Below are 19,077 nucleotides of genomic sequence, written 5' to 3'. Positions count from 1 at the left end.
AGATAACCGGCACCGGGCACGGTCCGGTTTTGCGGACTTTCTATGTCCCATTGGCGCAAGAATCGCAACAACAGCTTTGCGGTTTCGCGAGAAAATACGGTTTCTCGCGCGATTGTGTTGCTGAAAAGTTCTGATCTATCAGTAATCCGACCCTGTTGCTTCAATGAAACTGATTGGACAGGCTGCACGCAGATCGACATGTTATATCGGTACAGGAGAAGCAGATGCTCACAATCTATTCACAGCTCGATTCCGGAAATTGCTATAAGCCACGGCTTTTGCTTGCAAAACTCGGCAAGCCTTTCAAACATGTTACGGTGTCGGCACTCGACGGTTCAACCCAGACGCCTGAATATCTAGCGAAAAACCCGAATGGCAAAGTTCCACTGCTTGAGTTGGAAGATGGGCGTTTCCTTGCCGAATCAAATGCAATACTTCTCCATCTGGCAGAAGGAACGCCCTACCTGCCAAAAGACGCTTATGAGCGTGCACTGGTTTACCAATGGCTGTTCTTTGAGCAATACAGCCATGAGCCTTATGTTGCCGTGCGCCGCTCCTTGCTGCTTTACCCGGAGCGCGCGCATCTTGCCACGCCGGAGCGGCTGGCATCGACACTTGCGGGGGGCAATAAAGCGCTTGGTGTCATGGAAGAGCAGTTGAAGAAGACGCCGTTTCTGGCAGGAGACAGCCTGACAGTGGCTGATATTGCGCTTTATGCTTATACACATGAGGCGCATCGCGGTGGCTTTGATATGACGCTCTATCCGGCAATCAATGCGTGGCTTGCGCGTGTTATTGGCGATGACGGCCATGTCCCAATGGGCTGGCTGCCTTGATTTCAGATAAAGAAAAAGGCGGGGTGTTGCCCCGCCTTTTTCTCTGCCTTAGAGGCAAAACTTATGCTGCGACGAGGTTGTCGGCAGACGAACGGCCCGAACGACGGTCCTGTACGATTTCGTACGAAACCTTCTGGCCTTCGTCGAGGGTCGCAAGACCTGCGCGCTGAACAGCGGAAATGTGGACGAATACGTCCGTGCCGCCCTGATCAGGCTGAATGAAGCCGAAGCCCTTGGTCGTGTTGAACCACTTAACTGTTCCCGTAGCCATGGGAAATTCCTTTGTAACATTAGTAGTCGTTAGTCCGTATGCTTCGCACACGTCCCTGTGGATCGAATTTATGGACAGGAGATCGTCAGGAAGCACGGCAGGCCGGGCGGGTCGCAAAGTCACTTGACCGAAAAATCGATGCCAGAATTATATGTGACAATTTTGACCAAGACAAGACAGGCTTTGCTATCTCTAAAGGTCTATTTCTGTATCGCTTTTTCATATTTCAATGTTCAGGTGAACGCTTGTTTCTGCCGAGGCGGGTCCTAACAGGTTTAAAAATATTGCTATAGCATACACCGGGAATTGATTAAGACGCGTTGGAAGAAGTCTGTTATTGAACGCGCGGTTTTTTACCGGCAAATTGTTGCACACATTCGGTGAGGAAAGACGTGGTATCCAAATCAAAGCAGGATAAGCCGCTCAGCGCCGAGCATCCGCTTCGTGACCGGTCCAATAAGGGCAAGCACGACGGCAATGATCTTTTCTCGCATGTGCATATGATGATGAGTGCATTCTGGGTTTCCTCGGTTCGCAACACTCTGATTGCAGTTGGAACCGGAATCTTTGTTCTGATTGTTCTGATCGCGGTCGGGCAGGTCGCCATCAACCGCTGGAATGTGCCCTTTTACAATGCGTTATCGGATCGCAATCTGAGCGCTTTCTTTCATCAGCTGTTGATTTTTTTCGCTATCGCTGGATCAATTCTTATCCTCAACGTGTCGCAGACATGGCTCAACCAGATGTTCAAGCTCAAGTTGCGGGAGGGACTGGCGCGCGATCTGGTGGGGCAATGGTTGCAGCCGGGGCGCGCCTTCCGGCTGGCAAAGGCTGGCGAGATCGGTGTTAATCCCGATCAACGCTTGCAGGAAGATGCGCGGCATCTGGCTGAAACAACCAGCGATCTTGGAATCAATCTGCTGCAATCGACCGTCATTCTGGTTAGTTTTGTTGGGGTGTTATGGTCGCTTTCGAGCGGCTTTGTCTTTCATGTCGGGGGCTACAGTTTTTCCATTCCCGGTTATATGGTCTGGGCAGCGGTGTTTTATGCGGGTTCGGCATCGCTGCTGTCATGGTTTGTTGGCCGCAGTCTCGTCAATCACAATGCCAACCGCTATGCGCGTGAGGCTGATTTCCGCTTTTCGCTGATGCGGGTCAATGAGCATATCGATGCGGTGACGCTGGCCCGTGGTGAGGCGGATGAGCGGCGAAGGCTTTATCGTGATCTTGATGCTGTCTTGGTCGCAATCAAGCGGATCGTCATTGCGACGACCAATCTGACATGGGTGACGGCTGGCTATGGCTGGTTCACGATCGTTGCTCCGATTCTTGTTGCCGCACCGGTTTATTTTTCAGGCGGACTGACATTTGGCGGTCTGATGATGGCCGTGGGTGCTTTTACGCAGGTGCACAATTCGCTGCGCTGGTTTGTCGATAATTTTGGCGCCATCGCTGATTGGCGCGCAACGCTCTTGCGCGTGGCAAGCTTTCGGCAGGCTATTTTGCGCATGGATGAAATTGGCCATCCTGATCAGCAGATCGCGGTTGCGACCAATGAAGAAGAAAGCCTGACAATCGATAGTCTGTCGATTGCTTCCCCTGAAGGATGTCTCAATCTGGTTGAGAAGAAGGTCGTCATCAATCCCGGTGAGCGCCTGCTTGTAACGGGGGCGACCGAATCCGAGCGCAGCCTGTTCTTTCGGGCACTTGGCGGCTTGTGGCCGTGGGGCAGTGGACGCATCGGAATGCCTGCGGGAAACCGCGTGGTGTTCATTCCGCATGCACCCTATATCCCGCCGGGCAATCTGCACGATGCGGTTGTTTATCCTTTGAACTCTGCTGACTTTTCAAAAAATCAGGTTGCCGAGGTGCTCAGACTGGCGGGACTTGAGCGGCTGGTGTCGCAGATCGACCGCCCGCTGCGCTGGGATCGGACGCTGACGGCTGACGAACAGCAAAGCCTCGCCTTAGCGCGGCTGGTGCTGCAAAACCCTCACTGGGTCGTGATCGATGGAACGCTGGATGGAATGGATGAAGAGGCGCGCAGGCGCGCTTATGATATTCTGGAAGGGCCTCTGAAGGCTGCTTGTGTTATTCACATTGGGAAAGGCATAGACCATAATGGCTTGTTCAAGCACAAGCTTCATCTGGAAATGGATTTGCAGGCCGATCCATTGCGTTTGCCGTATCAGAACTAAAGTTTTCGAAAGCGTTTCCTGTTTTGATCGAAACATCGGAAATGCGCCATCTATTTTTTCACGCATTATCCCACGCAAAACCGCTTCGTATTTTTGCTGCAAATGCTCCAATAGCAAAGGCCGCAGATTTTCATCTGCGGCCTTTTTCTTCTGCAAGCCGTGCTTATGTGCGGAAGTAATCCTGAAGCGGACGGACTTCCATTGAGCCAGCCTTAAGCGCTGCAATCGCGTCTGCGGCCGAATCTGCACCAGCCATAGTTGTGTAATATGGCAGTTTTTGCATCAGCGTTGCGCGGCGGATCGACTTGCTGTCAGAAACCGCACTTGCGCTGTCGGTCGTGTTGAAGACTAGGTGAATCTGGCGATTGCGGATTGCGTCTTCAACGTGTGGGCGGCCCTCAATAACCTTGTTGATCTTGGTCGCTTCTACGCCATTCTCTTCGAGGAACTTCTGCGTGCCACCGGTTGCCATAACCTTAAAGCCGATGTTTGCCAGTTTGCGCACCGGACCAAGAACACGTTCCTTGTCTTCGTCACGCACCGATACAAAAACCGTGCCCTCGCGGGGCAGTTCAACACCTGCACCGAGCTGCGCCTTGGCAAAGGCCAGCGCGTAATCATAGTCGAGGCCCATGACTTCGCCGGTTGAACGCATTTCAGGCCCGAGCAGCGTGTCAACGCCAGGGAAGCGGGCAAATGGGAACACGGCTTCCTTGACCGCAATATGCGGACGCGAAGGAGTCTTTGGCTTGCCACCATATGCGCCGAGCGCTTCTTCAAGGTTCTCACCGGCCATGATGCGGGCTGCAACCTTGGCAATCGGTGTGCCGATGGTCTTGGCGACAAATGGCACAGTACGCGAAGCGCGCGGGTTCACTTCAAGAATGAAGATTTCGCCGTCCTTGATCGCGAACTGCACGTTCATCAGGCCGCCAACATTGAGCGCCTTGGCGAGCAATGCTGTCTGGCGTTCGAGTTCGGTGACGATCTCTGGCGAAAGCGTATGGACCGGCAGCGAACAGGCAGAGTCACCCGAGTGAATACCAGCTTCTTCGATGTGCTCCATGATGCCGGAAACAAAACTGTCCTTGCCATCGCAGAGGCAATCCACATCCACTTCGATTGCCTGTGTCAGGTAGGTATCGAACAGGAGCGGGTTCTTGCCGAGCAGCGTGTTGATCTGGCCGGTCTTGTCGTTTGGATATTTGGCCTTGATGTCTTCCGGTACCAGTTCTGGAACCGTGTCGAGCAGATAGGCTTGCAGGCTGCGTTCATCGTGAATGATCTGCATGGCGCGGCCACCCAGAACATAAGATGGGCGCACAACCAGCGGGAAACCAAGGTCTGCTGCAATCAGGCGTGCCTGTTCAACCGAATAGGCGATGCCGTTCTTCGGCTGATTGAGACCCAGCTTGATGAGCAGCTTCTGGAAGCGGTCGCGATCTTCTGCAAGATCGATTGCGTCGGGCGAAGTGCCCAGGATTGGAATGCCGGCCTTTTCAAGTGCATTTGCGAGCTTGAGCGGTGTTTGGCCACCAAACTGCACAATGACGCCATGCAGTGTGCCTTTTTCCTGTTCGACGCGCAGGATTTCCAGCACGTCTTCTGCCGTCAAGGGTTCGAAATAGAGACGGTCCGACGTGTCATAGTCGGTCGAAACGGTTTCCGGGTTGCAGTTGATCATGATGGCTTCGTAATCGGCATCGTTGAGCGCGAAGGCCGCATGGCAGCAGCAATAATCGAACTCAATGCCCTGGCCGATACGGTTTGGACCCCCGCCGAGAATGACGACCTTTTTGCGATCCGAAACTTCGGCTTCTGAGCGTGGCTGGCCAACAAAAGGCGTTTCATAGGTCGAGTACATATAAGCGGTTGGCGAAGCGAATTCCGCAGCACAAGTGTCGATGCGCTTATAAACCGGATGCACGTCGAGATCATTGCGCAGCTTGGCAACGTCTTCGGCATCTTTGCCAATCAGGCTTGCAAGGCGCGCATCGGAGAAGCCCATCGCCTTCAACATACGCAGATTTTCCGTGTCCTGTGGCAGGCCATGTTCGCGAATACGGGCCTCGGTATTAACGATGCCTTCGATCTGCTCAAGGAACCATGGATCGATCTTCGATACGTCATGGATCTGCTCTGTGCTGAGGCCGAGGCGCATGGCCTGAGCGACCATGCGAAGACGGTCTGGTGTTGGTGTGCCAATGGCTGCACGGATTGCGTTCTTTTCGTCGCCTTCCTCGATGTTCGGGATAGCGATTTCATCCAGGCCCGTCAGGCCGGTTTCAAGGCCGCGCAGCGCCTTCTGCAAGCTTTCCTGGAAAGTACGGCCAATCGCCATGACTTCGCCGACCGACTTCATGGCGGTGGTCAGGATTGGCGATGAGCCGGGGAATTTTTCAAACGCGAAGCGCGGGATTTTGGTGACGACATAGTCAATCGATGGTTCAAACGATGCAGGCGTTGCGCCGCCGGTGATGTCGTTGTCGAGTTCGTCCAGCGTGTAGCCAACCGCAAGTTTGGCTGCGACCTTGGCAATCGGGAAGCCGGTTGCCTTGGAAGCCAGCGCCGATGAACGCGAGACGCGTGGGTTCATTTCGATGACGATCATGCGGCCATTGGCCGGGTTGATCGCGAACTGGACGTTGGAGCCGCCTGTTTCAACGCCGATCTCACGCAGCACCGCAATCGAGGCGTTGCGCATGATCTGGTATTCTTTGTCGGTCAGCGTCAGGGCAGGGGCAACGGTAATGGAATCGCCGGTGTGCACGCCCATTGGGTCGAGGTTTTCGATTGAGCAGATGATGATGCAGTTATCCGCCTTGTCGCGGACCACTTCCATTTCATATTCCTTCCAGCCAAGAACCGATTCTTCGATCAGCACTTCAGTGGTTGGCGATGCATCAAGGCCGCGCTCGATGATTTCAAAAAATTCCTGACGGTTGTAAGCAATACCACCGCCGGTGCCACCAAGCGTAAAGCTTGGGCGGATAATCGCCGGAAGGCCGACAACATCCATCGCCTGTGCAGCTTTGGCCAGCGCATGGCTCATATAGCGCTGCTTGCGCTCGACTTCGCCAAGCTGCCATTCAGTTTCAAGCTTATCGAGTGCCTTATCCAGATCGTCGCCTGAATATTGCGCCTTGACTTCGTTGCGCTTCATTTCGTGGCGCTTGCGATCTTCGTCCTTGATTTCGGTCGCATTGGCGAGCATCGACGTCGGGGTATCGAGGCCGATCTTTTCCATGGCTTCGCGGAAAAGTGCGCGGTCTTCTGCCTTATCGATCGCTTCTGCGTTTGCGCCGATCATTTCAACATTGTAGCGCTCAAGAACGCCCATACGGCGGAGCGACAATGCCGTGTTGAGTGCCGTCTGTCCGCCCATGGTCGGCAGAAGCGCATCCGGGCGCTCCTTGGCGATGATTTTAGCAACGACTTCGGGTGTGATCGGCTCAATATACGTCGCATCGGCCAGATCAGGATCGGTCATGATCGTTGCCGGATTGGAATTGACGAGGATGATGCGGTAGCCTTCCTCTTTCAATGCCTTACAGGCCTGTGTGCCCGAATAATCGAACTCGCATGCCTGACCGATAACAATGGGGCCCGCGCCGATGATCAGGATCGATTTGATATCTGTACGTTTCGGCATGGGGGCGTATCCTTGTTCTTAGCCTGCCAGAAAAGCCCGCACGGTTTTCCGGCGGGTTGGCAGAGGTATATTCTGTGGGCTAAGTGGGCCTTATAGGCAATGATGATCCAAAGCGGAACCCCACAAATGCCCTTATTTAAAAGAAAATGCGGGCATTGACCAAAACTTCCTGGCGATGACGCCTGTTATGGTCGCCCATTGATGCGTTTGTTGCAGTTGCGTCTTTGTTTGTGATTCCTGCTCATTTACTTTTTATGTTGCTGTGCCAAGAGTTTGTGCGACAATTGCCAGTAATAGATTGGTGCTGCCCTCTCATGGGCTGGCACGGTGAAGGGGAGTTGGTCCATGCGTTGGCAAGGCCGTAGACAAAGCGATAATGTTGAAGATGTTCGTGGACAACAAGGCGGCGGTGGCGGCTTTAGTGGCGGTGGCATGGGCGGCGGGCCAGGTTTTCGCATTATGCGGGGCGGCGGTATTTCCGGCATTGTTATTCTTGTCGTGCTGTTCTTTGTGTTGCGTGCGATCGGCATTGATCCGATGCCATTCCTTTTTGGCGATGGCAGTATTCAGTCCACGCAAACGAGCCAGCAGAGCAGTGGCGGTAAGGTTGCCAATGATGAGGCAACCCAATTTGCCCGGACGATTCTTGCTGAAACCGAAGATACCTGGAGCGGTATTTTCCAGTCGCGCGGACAGACCTACACGCCGCCGACCATGGTTCTATTTTCGGATGGTGTGCGCTCTGCCTGCGGCATGGCTTCATCGGCTTCGGGGCCGTTCTATTGCCCCGGTGATCGCAAGCTTTATCTGGACCTCACATTTTTCAACGAGCTCGCGACCAAATTCGGCGCATCTGGTGATTTCGCCAATGCCTACGTGATTGCGCATGAGGTTGGGCATCACGTTCAGAACCTGCTCGGCATTCTGCCGCGCTTCAATCAGATGCGTCAGCAGATGAACGAGGCGCAGGCCAATCAGATGTCGGTTCGGGTCGAATTGCAGGCCGATTGTTTTGCCGGTGTCTGGGGATATTACACCAACCAGAAGGGTATTCTGGAGGCGGGTGATCTCGAAGAAGCAATCAATGCGGCCCACCAGATCGGCGACGACACACTGCAAAAGCGCTCTCAGGGTTATGTGGTGCCGGAAAGCTTCAATCACGGCACGTCTGCGCAGCGCGCCAAGTGGTTCCAGCGCGGCTTTGATAGCGGCAAGATTGATTCCTGCGATACATTCAGCGGTGATGTCTGAAATTAAAGCTGCATGCAGACAAAGAAAAAGCCGGGATCAAATCCCGGCTTTTTCATTTCTTAACAAAGTCTTACTTCGGTGCTCTCAGGTATTGATTCACGCAGCCTGTTCGCGTTCCGGCAGGAGTGCTTCGCCCTTTTTCTCGCGGATCAGATTAATGAACCGACGGAACAGATAGTGGCTGTCCTGCGGGCCGGGAGAGGCTTCCGGGTGATGCTGTACGGAGAACACAGGCTTGCCGATGACGCGCAGGCCGCAATTGGTGCCGTCGAAAAGTGACACATGGGTTTCTTCCACATGGTCCGGCAGGCTGTCGGAATCAACGGCAAAGCCGTGGTTCATCGATACGATCTCAACCTTGCCGGTGGTGTAATCCTTGACCGGATGGTTTGCCCCATGGTGGCCCTGATGCATCTTTTCAGTCTTGGCACCAAGCGCCAGTGCCAGCATCTGGTGGCCGAGGCAAATGCCAAAAACCGGCAAGCCGCTATCAACCAGCTTTTGGATGGTTGGCACGGCATAGCTGCCGGTTGCCGCTGGATCGCCGGGGCCATTTGAAAGGAAGATACCATCCGGGTTATAGGCAAGCACATCTTCTGCGCTGGCCGTTGCAGGCAGAACGGTGACCTTCGCACCGAGGCCTGAAAGCAGACGCAGAATGTTGCGCTTCACGCCGAAGTCGAGGGCGACGACATGGTATTGTACATCAGACTGTTCGCCATACCCTTCACCCAGCACCCATGGTGTCTGATCCCATGTTAGGCTCTGGCCGATGGTGACATCTTTGGCGAGATCGAGGTTTTCAAGACCGCTCCATTGGGCGGCACGGGTTTTCAGCGCTTCGATGTCAAACTTGCCTTCCGGGTCATGCGCAATGACGGCATTTTGCGCGCCGCGCTCACGAATAAGGGCGGTGAGGGCGCGGGTATCGATGCCGGCAAGGGCAATGACGCCGCGATTCTTAAGCCATGTATTCAGGTCTTCCGATGCGCGGAAATTGGAAGGGGTGGTGATGTCCGCTTTGAAAATCGCACCGACTGCGCCGTGGCGGTTGGCGGGCGTCAGGTCTTCAACATCTTCCGCATTGGTGCCGACATTGCCGATATGTGGGAAGGTGAAGGTAACGATCTGGCCGGCATAGGATGGATCGGTCAGGATTTCTTCATAGCCGGTGAGGGCAGTGTTGAAGACAACTTCTGCTTCAATCGCACCCGTTGCGCCAAGGCCCTGACCTTCAATGACGGTGCCGTCAGCAAGTACGAGAACGGCGGTTCGCTTTGCAATTGTCCAGGGTGCTGTTTTCGATGGGGCTTCGGTCATGGCGTGCACTCCTGCGTGGTTTCGCGTTTGCCGTCTGGCGCGCGTTTTGGTTTATCAGTCATGCGGCATGTATCCGAGTTTCAACCTCTCATTGTGAGCAGCTTGAAAAATGGAGTTTCCGGGGCCATATATGCGCCAAAACACAGCGGGGATGAAACTTCCCGCCGTGAGCACATGCCGATGTCCTGCTAAGCCCTGACAAATAGAGAAACTTGGACGCGCGGTCAATCGCAGGAACGCAAGCTTTTTACGAAAATTTGGGATTGGGTCTATTCCGTCATACCCAGCTTCAATCCCTAATCCTTAACAGGCCCTAAGACGTGTGATTGCTTATGGCCCCGCTTTTGGACTAGAAGCGGTTCTAATTGAACATTTTACAGATATTAGGAGAATAATATGCTGCGCCAGGAGATTTCTCAGGCAATGACCGATGCCATGAAGGCACAGGATAAGCTTCGCTTGTCGACGCTGCGTCTGATCATGGCTGCGGTTAAGGATCGTGATATTGCCAATCGTGGTGCAGGCAAAGATCCGGTCGGTGATGAAGAACTGCTTGGCATTCTGGGTAAGATGGTCAAGCAGCGCGAAGAATCTGCACGCATTTATGAAGAAGGCAATCGGATTGAACTGGCCGAAGGTGAGCGTGCCGAAATCGTGATCATCAGCGATTTTCTGCCAACGCAGATGAGCGATGACGAGGTTAAGGTGGCCTGTGAGGCGGTCATCGCCGATATTGGTGCACAGGGACTGCGCGATATGGGTAAGGTTATGGCCGCTCTTAAAGAACGCTATGCAGGACAGATGGATTTCACCAAAGCCAGTGCGCTGGTGAAAACGCTGCTGCAGTGAGATGCGTAGAACCGCCTAGCGGCGGTTCGATCCTCAACTGAAATGCCGGGGCATGCAAATGGTCATGTCTGCTTGCCTTGGATTGGCGATATTTCGAACGTTTTATATTGCCGGAACTATCTTCCTGAAGCATTCTGGTCGTTCACCCGTCAGGCATTTTGTGACGCAAACAAACCAAAATCGGATGAACGACCATGGAAACCACGCAACTGCATCGCGGTCGGCTTATCGACCATATTCAGCTTGTTGTCCGCGATATCACGGCCAGTCAGAATTTCTACACGGCTGTTCTGGCGGTGCTGGATATCCCTATTGTAACGACGGCGGACGGCTACTTCTGGGCTGACGAGCTTGTTGTGTCGTCGGCGGATAGTCCGGCCGCACTCGGTGTATTGACAGGACGCCACCATTTGGCCTTTCAGGCAAAGGATCGTGCAACAGTGGATGCTTTCTATCGTGCTGCACTGGAAAATGGTGGGCAGGATAACGGTGCTCCTGGCGAGCGCCCTTATCATCCCGATTACTATGCGGCTTTCGTTCTCGACCCCGATGGCAATAACATTGAGGCCGTCTACCATGGAAAGGCGCGACGCAGCGCACCCTCTGTGGTGATCGATTTTTAATGCTTGCTGTTACGAGCCTTGTTTCGCTGTTTTCAGGCGCGTGGTGCTGAGCAGGCCCTGTTCCTCAAGAACCGGATAAGCCATTGATGCCAGCAGTGAATTGATCTGCTTGAGATCGCGAATGGTATCGAGATGAATCGTACTTGTTTCGATGCTTCGGGTCGAACCATCGCGAAGGCGCGAGAAGTGGCGCATGCTTGTCTGCTTTTCCAGTTCGCGCAGATTGTCTTTTTCCTGCACGAGCTGGCGGGCTGTGTGCCCGTCGCGAGAGACGATCACATTAAAGGCCATATGCGCATTGGCGAGCACCATGGCGTGGAAGTGGGTGAGTTCCTTCCAGCCTTCCTCGGTGAATTCGAGCTTGTGATCCATCTTCTTTTGCACATGTGCGAGCATGTTGCGCACGATGATGTCGCCGACCTGCTCAAGCTTGACGCAGGCACCCATCAGTTCCTGCATGCGCAGCGCTTCAAATTCATCCAGATCCTTGCTTGCAACTTTTGTAAGATAAAGCTTGATCGCGGCATGTTTTGTATCAACCCGGTCATCAAGAGCTGCCAGTTCATTGATGCGTGTCTGATCGGGCTTTTCATAAAGGTCGATAATACGGCGCAGCATCACTTCAATCGTGTCACACACGCCCACGACTTCACGTGTTGCATTGGCAAGTGCCTGTGAGGGCCGGTCGAGAACCGCCATATCCAGTGCACTGTATTCTTCGAATTCAACCGGCTGAATGGGTGCGTTTTTGTCAGCGTTGAGGTGGACGAGTGCGTCGGTGGCGCGCAGAACCAGCCCCGACAGCGGAATGCCTGCAACCATGACAATGACGTTGAACAGAATATGCGCATTGACGACCTGCGAGACCGGATCGCCGCCCAGAAAACCAATCGAGGGTTTGAATGTCTCAAACAGGATCAGGATCACCAGCGAACCCGCACCGCGCATCAACAGATTGCCAAGAGGCACGACGCGCGTTTCCGGCGGTGCATTTCGGGTCAGGATGGGGGCGATGATTGACGAGCCGAGATTGACGCCCAGTACCATAACCACGGCCAGTTCCGGCGCGATCAGTCCGCGTGAAGCGAAAGTGGTGAGCAGAATGACGGCTGCGATACTTGAATGAAACAGCCATGTCATGAGCGCTGCCAGAAGATAGGCGGTTATCGGATCGCCGGACAGATAATCGACGATGATGGGCAGCAGCTCGCTTTGGCGAAGCGGTTCCGTTGCCTGCCCGGTCATTTCCAAAGACATGATGAGCAGCCCGATACCCACCAGAATGCGGCCAATCTGTCGCCAATCCCGTCGCTCGGTGGTCATGAAAATCGCAGTGCCGGAAACAAGGCAGAGCGGTACCAGCAGGGTCAGGTCATAGCTTAGAATTTTGACGACAAGTGCCGATCCCAGTTCGCCGCCGCGCACGGCCATCAGGCCAGCGACGCCGCTCACAATGCCTGACCCGACGAAAGAGCCAACCAGCAGCGTTACAGCGGTCGAGCTTTGCAAGGCGATTGCCAGCGCAAGGCCAAAGGCAATTGAAAGCAGGGGATTTTGCATCTGGTTGCGCAGACGACGGCGCAAACGATCGCCATAGGCGCGCTCCACTCCTGTTCGCACCATGCGCGTCGCCCAAAGCAGGAGCGCGACTGCACCAGCAAGATGCAAAAGGACCAGAGAACCGTTCACGAAAAATCCTTTCGGCTTGGGGGTGAAAAATGAAAACTCGTCGGGTTAAGCTTACGCAACGAAAAGAGAAAAAATATGTTCCGGCTAATGATTATTTGAAAGAATATGGGCTGGAAATGGCCTTAAATCAAGCGTTCCTATTGTAATGTGACAGGTATATGACAGTTTTATGAATGCCGGGGCCACGTCCAATCATCATCCTTATCCGCTTTACAGCATGTGATTAGCGGGGAGGGCTGCTTGTGTGCGATGGACTGTATGATTGTGCGGGCCTATATGTATCTCAGTCTGCATATCATGCTTATCTGACCCGAAAGTGACAATCGTAATGCGTTTTCCGCCCTCCTTTCTTGATGAGATCAGAGATCGCGTGCCGATTTCGACGCTGATCGGAACGCGCGTTTCATTTGATCGGAAAAAGAGCAATCCGCCGAAAGGTGATTTCTGGGGCTGCTGCCCGTTCCACGGAGAAAAGACGCCGAGTTTCCATTGCGAGGATCGCAAGGGGCGTTATCACTGCTTTGGTTGTGGTGTGACCGGTGACCATTTCAAATTTCTGACTGAGCTTGAGGGCGCAAGTTTCCCGGAAGCAGTTGAGCGCGTTGCCGATATGGCGGGCGTGCCGATGCCGGCGCGTGACCCGGAGATGGAAAAGCGCGAAGCACAACGCGCAACGCTTTATGATGTCATGGAATTGGCTGCGCAGTTTTTTGAAAGCCAGTTGCAGGTTGCAGCCGGAGCGAAGGCGCGTGCCTATTTGCGCGACCGTGGGCTTTCCAGTGCAACGCAGCAGACATTCCGTATTGGGTATGCGCCCGAATCGCGCAATGCGTTGAAAGAATTTTTGGCCTCCAAAGGCGTCGCCAAAGATCAGATTGAGGCGTGTGGTCTTGTGGTGCATGGTGAAGGCATCGCTGTTTCTTATGACCGCTTCCGGGACCGCATCATGTTCCCGATTGAGGATTTGCGCGGGCGGATTATCGCCTTTGGTGGCCGTGCACTTTCAGCCGATGCGCCTGCGAAATATCTGAACTCACCTGAAACCGAGCTCTTTCATAAGGGGCGGGTGCTTTATAACGGGCTGCGTGCGCGCAAAGCCTGTCAGCCGCAGGGGGGCGAAGAGGCCAAGGCGATTATCGCGGTTGAGGGCTATATGGATGTGATTGCGCTTGCACAGGCCGGCATTCATCAGGCTGTGGCGCCGCTTGGAACGGCGCTGACCGAAGAGCAGCTTGAATTGCTTTGGCGCATTAGTCCTGAACCGATCCTTTGTTTTGACGGTGACGGCGCAGGTGTGCGTGCAGCCCATCGTGCGGCTGATCTTGGTCTGCCGAGTTTGCAGCCGGGAAAATCACTGCGCTTTGCTATGTTGCCGGAGGGCCAGGACCCGGATGATGTGGTCAAGGCAGAAGGTCCGTCGGCGTTTTACGCTGTTTTGCGGGATGCCAAGCCGCTGGTCGATCTGGTGTGGACGCGCGAAACGGCAAGCGGCGTGTTTGATACACCGGAGCGCCGTGCAGAGCTCGAAGCACGCTTGCGCGAAATTACCAATCGCATCGCAAATGAGGATATTCGACGTCATTACAGTCAGGAAATGCGCGACCGGGCACAGGCGTTTTTCGGGCAGCGGCGGCAGAACAATGGCGGAAATGCTTTCAATCGCGACAAAGGCAAGGGCCGGGGTGCGCAGGGCGGTCGCGGAGGGGCAGCCGCCTTTGGTGGACGCCTTGCTTTTTCAGACAGCCTGACGCGGTCTAATGTGGTGAAGGGGCGAAATGCGCCTTTGCGCGAAACAGCCATTGTCCTGATGCTGCTCAATCATCCGCGTTTGATTGAGGAAGATTTCGAGGCGATCGCGGCTCTTGATCTTGAGCATGACGCGTTGAAGGTGTTGCATTTTGCAATGCTTGATGTTCTCGCATCAGCTCGTGTGGAAGATGGCTTAGCCATGCGCAAGGCGCTGGTCGCGGCCGGTCATGGCGAGCTGATCGAAATGCTTGAAGCAACGGTGCGTCGGACACGGGAATGGACGGCGACCGCACAGGCTGCGGAAGATGATGTTCGCGAAGCCTTAAAACAGGCGCTTCACTTGCATCAGCGCGCGCGCACCCTACATAGGGAACTGCGCGCTGTCGAAGCATCGCTTGATAGCGATGAAACGGGTGAAGTTTTTGCCCGTCTCATCGATATTCAAAAGCAGATCGCGCAGGCAGAAGCGACCGAAGCTCTCATCGATGGGTTTGGATTGTCTTCAGGACGCAGTGCCGGTTCGTCGTAACGCTATCCGAATCACTTTGTGCCGATGCGCCGTTGAAACCGCTGGATTTGTAAGAATTTGGGACGGTTGAGGGCCTGAGGCGATGACGCGACAATAAATGATTCGCTTTTTAGAGCCGAATCAGGTGAGTCGCTCTTGACGCGCGGCGCAAATGGCGGAATCACGACAGTTCAAACAAGGAATAAAGAACTGATATTGCAGAAATTACCTGAATGAGTTCCTGAATTCTTCCTTGATGGGCATCAATCACAGACCGGGCAGGGCCTTTATGGCGACCGTCAATACCGGATCTACCCACAGGAATTTGCAGACTGCAGGATCCGTTAATGAAGGCAGGGTTAATCCGGCATTAACGTGAAATCAGCTATTCGCAGAATCAACAGTTAAACGGCGCTCTCGCAAAACCGTTTGACCACTCTATATATCTTATACGCGACCGGTGTCGCCTGGAGACGAGCAATATGGCAACGAAGGCTAAGGAAAACGAAGAAGCCGAAGTCGAGCGCGAAGGTGCGACCGACGGGCCGCTTCTCGACCTTTCTGACGATGCTGTCAAGAAGATGATCAAGGTTGCGAAGAAGCGTGGCTACGTCACCATGGACGAGCTGAATGCCGTGCTTCCTTCCGAAGAAGTGACATCTGAGCAGATCGAAGACACGATGGCTATGCTGTCGGACATGGGCATCAATGTTGTTGAAGACGACGAGCAGGAAGCTGATCGCGACGATAACAATGAGGATGAACAAGAAGAAGGCGGCGATCTGGTTGAGGCAACCGGCACAGCCGTTGCCGCAACGACCACAAAAAAAGAGCCGACTGACCGCACCGACGATCCTGTGCGCATGTACTTGCGTGAAATGGGAACCGTGGAGCTTCTGTCGCGTGAAGGCGAAATCGCTATTGCAAAGCGAATTGAAGCCGGTCGCGAAACGATGATTGCCGGGCTTTGTGAAAGCCCGCTGACATTCCAGGCCATTATCATCTGGCGTGAGCAGCTGAATGAATCCAACATTTTGCTGCGTGAAATCATTGACCTTGAAACCACCTATGCCGGCCCAGAAGCCAAGCAGGCTCCGATTGTCGAGCGCGTGGAAGAAGAAAAGCCACGCGATGATAAGGGGCCGCGCCGTTCGCGTGATGACGACGACATTACCAATGTCGGCGGCGATATGCCTGCGGAAGAAGAAGAGGATGATGAGGACGAAGCCAATCTGTCGCTGGCAGCTATGGAAGCTGAACTGCGCCCACAGGTTATGGAAACGCTCGACCTTATTGCCGACACCTATCGCAAGCTGCGCAAGTTGCAGGATCAGCAGGTTGAAAGCCGTCTGGCTGCCACCGGCGAACTCTCATCCAGTCAGGAACGCCGCTATAAGGAGCTGAAAGATCAGCTGATCAAGGCGGTTAAGTCGCTTTCGCTCAACCAGAACCGTATCGAACAGCTCGTTGAACAGCTTTATGACATCAACAAGCGTCTGGTTCAGAATGAAGGCAGGCTGCTGCGTCTGGCCGAATCCTTTGGGGTTCGCCGTGAAGAATTCCTGAAAGAATATCAGGGCCACGAGCTTGATCCGAACTGGATTGAGCGCGTCAGAACATTGACTGCACGCGGCTGGAAAGATTTCGCGACGAAAGAAGAACGCGCAATTGATCGGCTGCGTTCGGAAATTCAGATGCTTGCTACTGAAACCGCGATTTCGATTGGTGAATTTCGCCGTATCGTCAATCAGGTTCAGAAGGGCGAACGCGAAGCAACCATTGCCAAGAAGGAAATGGTGGAAGCCAACCTTCGTCTCGTGATCTCTATTGCCAAGAAGTACACCAACCGTGGCCTTCAGTTCCTTGATCTTATTCAGGAAGGCAATATCGGCCTGATGAAGGCGGTTGATAAGTTTGAATATCGTCGTGGTTACAAGTTCTCGACCTATGCGACATGGTGGATCAGACAGGCAATCACCCGTTCGATTGCCGATCAGGCGCGTACCATCCGTATTCCGGTGCACATGATCGAAACGATCAACAAGATCGTTCGTACATCGCGCCAGATGTTGCATGAAATCGGTCGTGAACCAACGCCGGAAGAACTGGCTGAAAAGCTCGCGATGCCGCTTGAAAAAGTGCGCAAGGTTCTCAAAATCGCCAAGGAGCCAATCTCGCTTGAAACGCCAGTGGGTGATGAAGAAGATTCACATCTGGGTGATTTCATCGAAGATAAGAATGCGCTGCTGCCCATCGATGCTGCCATTCAGGCAAACCTTCGCGATACGACGACCCGCGTTCTCGCTTCGCTCACGCCGCGTGAAGAGCGCGTTCTGCGTATGCGTTTCGGTATTGGCATGAACACTGACCACACGCTTGAAGAAGTCGGTCAGCAGTTCTCGGTGACACGTGAACGTATTCGCCAGATTGAAGCGAAGGCGCTGCGCAAGCTCAAGCATCCGAGCCGTTCGCGCAAGCTGCGTTCGTTCCTCGACAGCTAAGATTTTTTCGCCCGATACCGGATACGGTGTCGGGTGATGTTCTTAAATAGAGAAGGGAGGGAGCGATATGTCTTTTTTGAAGCGTCTTTTCGGTGGTGGTTCTGCGGATGAAACTCCAGTGGCACCAAAAGAAGCCGGACGCCTTGAACACAAAGACTTCCTGATCGTTGCAACACCTTACAGCGAAGGTGGTCAGTATCAGGTTTGTGGCGTTATCTCGAAGACGATCAACGGGGAATTGAAAGAGCATCGCTTTGTGCGTGCTGATCGTTGTCCGGGGCTTGAGGATGCAGCCAGTATCTCGCTCAACAAAGGTCGACAGATTGTTGACGAGCAGGGCGAAGCGATTTTTCGCTGAGCTGCCTGCAAGAGAATCGAAAAAGCCGCCCACGAGAATGGGCGGCTTTTTTATTGCATTGTGAGTGTGGCTGACAGATGCAACCGAAGGAGCGGGCAATCGGAAAGGGCGGCGATTTGCCCATGCCAATTTATGTAAAACCGCTACGCACTTTTGCTGCAAATGCTCTATATGCAGCCCTATGAATAAGAAACCTTTCTGGCAGACCAAATCTCTTGAGCAGCTTACCCGTAAGGAATGGGAAAGCCTGTGCGACGGTTGCGGACAGTGCTGCCTGCATAAGTTGCTGGATGACGACACTGACGAAGTCTACTGGACAACGGTGGCTTGCACGCTGCTGGACGCAGATAGCTGTAAGTGCAGCGATTATCCCAATCGCCGTGCCAGTGTGCCGGACTGCGTGTTTTTGACGCCAGAGATTGTTTATGAGGTCAACTGGTTGCCTGCGACCTGCGCCTATCGACTGGTTGCAGAAGGTGCCGATCTTTATTGGTGGCACCCGCTGGTTTCAGGATCACCGGATACGATTCATGAAGCAGGCGTCTCTGTTCGTGGCCGGGTGACAGCATTTGATCACGAGCTTGAGGACGAAGAGGAATATATCCAGCACATGGTCCCGCTCGATTGATTGGCTGATAGGCAGATTACTTGAGTTTACTGTTGGCGACTTGATCAGATTTTCAGTGTGAATATCCAGATAAAGTGCTGATTTAAAATGGTTTTATAAAATTACGCTACGGTCTTGATCTATCTGAATAGTATGTGAACACGCCCTTGGCTTTGCGTTCACATTCATTCGAATACTTATCGGATGTTCTGGGTGAGGATCGCCCAATGAAAGTTCGAAAGGATTTTAAGATGTCCGCACTGTCGCTCAAATCATTCATCGTCACTGCTGCAATCGGTCTCGCTGTGGTTTTCACCGCTGGTGCATCGGCAAATGCTGCATCGCCTGCATCCGCTCCTTCGGTCAGCACCGCGAAATATTCCTCAGGCATCAATATCGATTATCGTGGTCATCGTCATCGTCATCGTGGCCCGGCTTGCTCTGTTGAGAGTGCCAAGATGAAGGCCCACCGCATGGGTATCCGCAACGCACGGGTTATTCATCGCGGTAAATCTGTTCAGGTTAGGGGTTTCCGTCACGGTCGTCCGACGGGTGTCGTCTTCGCAAATGTGCGCGGTTGCCCGATTATTCGATAGAGCGCGTTTCGGTTTTCTTAAATCAGAATTGTGAAAGCCAGCCCGATTGGATCGGGCTGGCTTTTGCTA

At 53.7% G+C, this 19,077-nt stretch carries 14 protein-coding genes; 10 read left to right on the top strand and 4 right to left on the bottom strand.

Annotated elements, in window-relative coordinates; genetic code table 11:
• Positions 1 to 224: 224 nt before the first annotated feature.
• Positions 225 to 836 (top strand): glutathione S-transferase family protein, encoded by a 612-nt coding sequence (locus tag ABE530_RS05990; RefSeq protein ID WP_499693954.1) that lies wholly within the window; start codon positions 225 to 227, stop codon positions 834 to 836.
• Positions 837 to 897: 61 nt separating this feature from the next.
• Here ABE530_RS05990 and ABE530_RS05985 read toward each other — a convergent pair whose 3' ends face one another.
• Positions 898 to 1,107 (bottom strand): cold-shock protein, encoded by a 210-nt coding sequence (locus tag ABE530_RS05985; RefSeq protein WP_006471898.1) that lies wholly within the window; start codon positions 1,105 to 1,107, stop codon positions 898 to 900.
• A 392-nt stretch (positions 1,108 to 1,499) separates the two neighbouring features.
• On the opposite strand from ABE530_RS05985, the gene ABE530_RS05980 reads away from it, so the two are divergent.
• A complete protein-coding gene (locus tag ABE530_RS05980; RefSeq protein WP_499693953.1) occupies positions 1,500 to 3,305 on the top strand; it encodes an ABC transporter ATP-binding protein/permease in 1,806 nt (601 codons plus the stop codon).
• A gap of 163 nt (positions 3,306 to 3,468) precedes the next feature.
• On the opposite strand, the gene carB is transcribed toward ABE530_RS05980, so the two are convergent.
• Positions 3,469 to 6,957 carry a carbamoyl-phosphate synthase large subunit gene (carB, locus tag ABE530_RS05975; protein WP_265985524.1) on the bottom strand — a complete coding sequence of 1,163 codons (3,489 nt, stop codon included), beginning with the start codon at positions 6,955 to 6,957 and terminating at the stop codon, positions 3,469 to 3,471.
• Positions 6,958 to 7,302: 345 nt separating this feature from the next.
• Here carB and ypfJ point away from each other — a divergent pair, with 345 nt between their 5' ends.
• Positions 7,303 to 8,208, top strand: a complete 906-nt coding sequence (gene ypfJ, locus ABE530_RS05970) for a KPN_02809 family neutral zinc metallopeptidase (protein WP_265985523.1) — start codon at positions 7,303 to 7,305, stop codon at positions 8,206 to 8,208.
• Between the two features lie 96 nt (positions 8,209 to 8,304).
• Here ypfJ and carA read toward each other — a convergent pair whose 3' ends face one another.
• Positions 8,305 to 9,528, bottom strand: coding sequence for a glutamine-hydrolyzing carbamoyl-phosphate synthase small subunit (gene carA / locus ABE530_RS05965; protein ID WP_396998370.1), 1,224 nt, complete (start codon positions 9,526 to 9,528; stop codon positions 8,305 to 8,307).
• Between the two features lie 396 nt (positions 9,529 to 9,924).
• Here carA and ABE530_RS05960 point away from each other — a divergent pair, with 396 nt between their 5' ends.
• Positions 9,925 to 10,377, top strand: coding sequence for a GatB/YqeY domain-containing protein (locus tag ABE530_RS05960; RefSeq protein ID WP_499693952.1), 453 nt, complete (start codon positions 9,925 to 9,927; stop codon positions 10,375 to 10,377).
• 194 nt (positions 10,378 to 10,571) lie between these two features.
• The gene (locus ABE530_RS05955) at positions 10,572 to 11,000 is read left to right on the top strand and encodes a VOC family protein (protein ID WP_499693951.1); all 429 of its coding nucleotides are present in this window, start codon (positions 10,572 to 10,574) and stop codon (positions 10,998 to 11,000) included.
• A gap of 9 nt (positions 11,001 to 11,009) precedes the next feature.
• Here ABE530_RS05955 and ABE530_RS05950 read toward each other — a convergent pair whose 3' ends face one another.
• Entirely contained in the window at positions 11,010 to 12,689 is a 1,680-nt protein-coding gene (locus ABE530_RS05950; protein ID WP_396998374.1) for a Na/Pi cotransporter family protein, read from the bottom strand.
• A gap of 328 nt (positions 12,690 to 13,017) precedes the next feature.
• Here ABE530_RS05950 and dnaG point away from each other — a divergent pair, with 328 nt between their 5' ends.
• The 5 genes from dnaG (at position 13,018) to ABE530_RS05925 (ending at position 19,008) form a co-directional block, all read left to right on the top strand.
• Complete coding sequence (gene dnaG / locus ABE530_RS05945; RefSeq protein ID WP_499693950.1) at positions 13,018 to 14,967, top strand: DNA primase; 1,950 nt, start codon at positions 13,018 to 13,020, stop codon at positions 14,965 to 14,967.
• Positions 14,968 to 15,428: 461 nt separating this feature from the next.
• Positions 15,429 to 17,447 carry an RNA polymerase sigma factor RpoD gene (gene rpoD / locus ABE530_RS05940; RefSeq protein WP_265985517.1) on the top strand — a complete coding sequence of 673 codons (2,019 nt, stop codon included), beginning with the start codon at positions 15,429 to 15,431 and terminating at the stop codon, positions 17,445 to 17,447.
• A 67-nt stretch (positions 17,448 to 17,514) separates the two neighbouring features.
• On the top strand, positions 17,515 to 17,805 hold the full coding sequence (locus ABE530_RS05935) for an HlyU family transcriptional regulator (protein ID WP_265985516.1): 291 nt from the start codon (positions 17,515 to 17,517) through the stop codon (positions 17,803 to 17,805).
• A gap of 181 nt (positions 17,806 to 17,986) precedes the next feature.
• Positions 17,987 to 18,433 carry a YcgN family cysteine cluster protein gene (locus ABE530_RS05930; RefSeq protein ID WP_396998380.1) on the top strand — a complete coding sequence of 149 codons (447 nt, stop codon included), beginning with the start codon at positions 17,987 to 17,989 and terminating at the stop codon, positions 18,431 to 18,433.
• A gap of 230 nt (positions 18,434 to 18,663) precedes the next feature.
• Positions 18,664 to 19,008, top strand: coding sequence for an antifreeze protein (locus ABE530_RS05925; RefSeq protein WP_499693949.1), 345 nt, complete (start codon positions 18,664 to 18,666; stop codon positions 19,006 to 19,008).
• The last annotated feature ends 69 nt before the right edge of the window (positions 19,009 to 19,077 follow it).

The sequence above is a fragment of the Brucella sp. TWI559 genome (genome assembly GCF_039674265.1).
GTDB classification, from domain to species: Bacteria; Pseudomonadota; Alphaproteobacteria; order Rhizobiales; family Rhizobiaceae; genus Brucella; species Brucella chromiisoli.
Note: the sequence above shows the minus strand (reverse complement) of the source record. Positions and strands in the feature narration are given on the sequence as shown.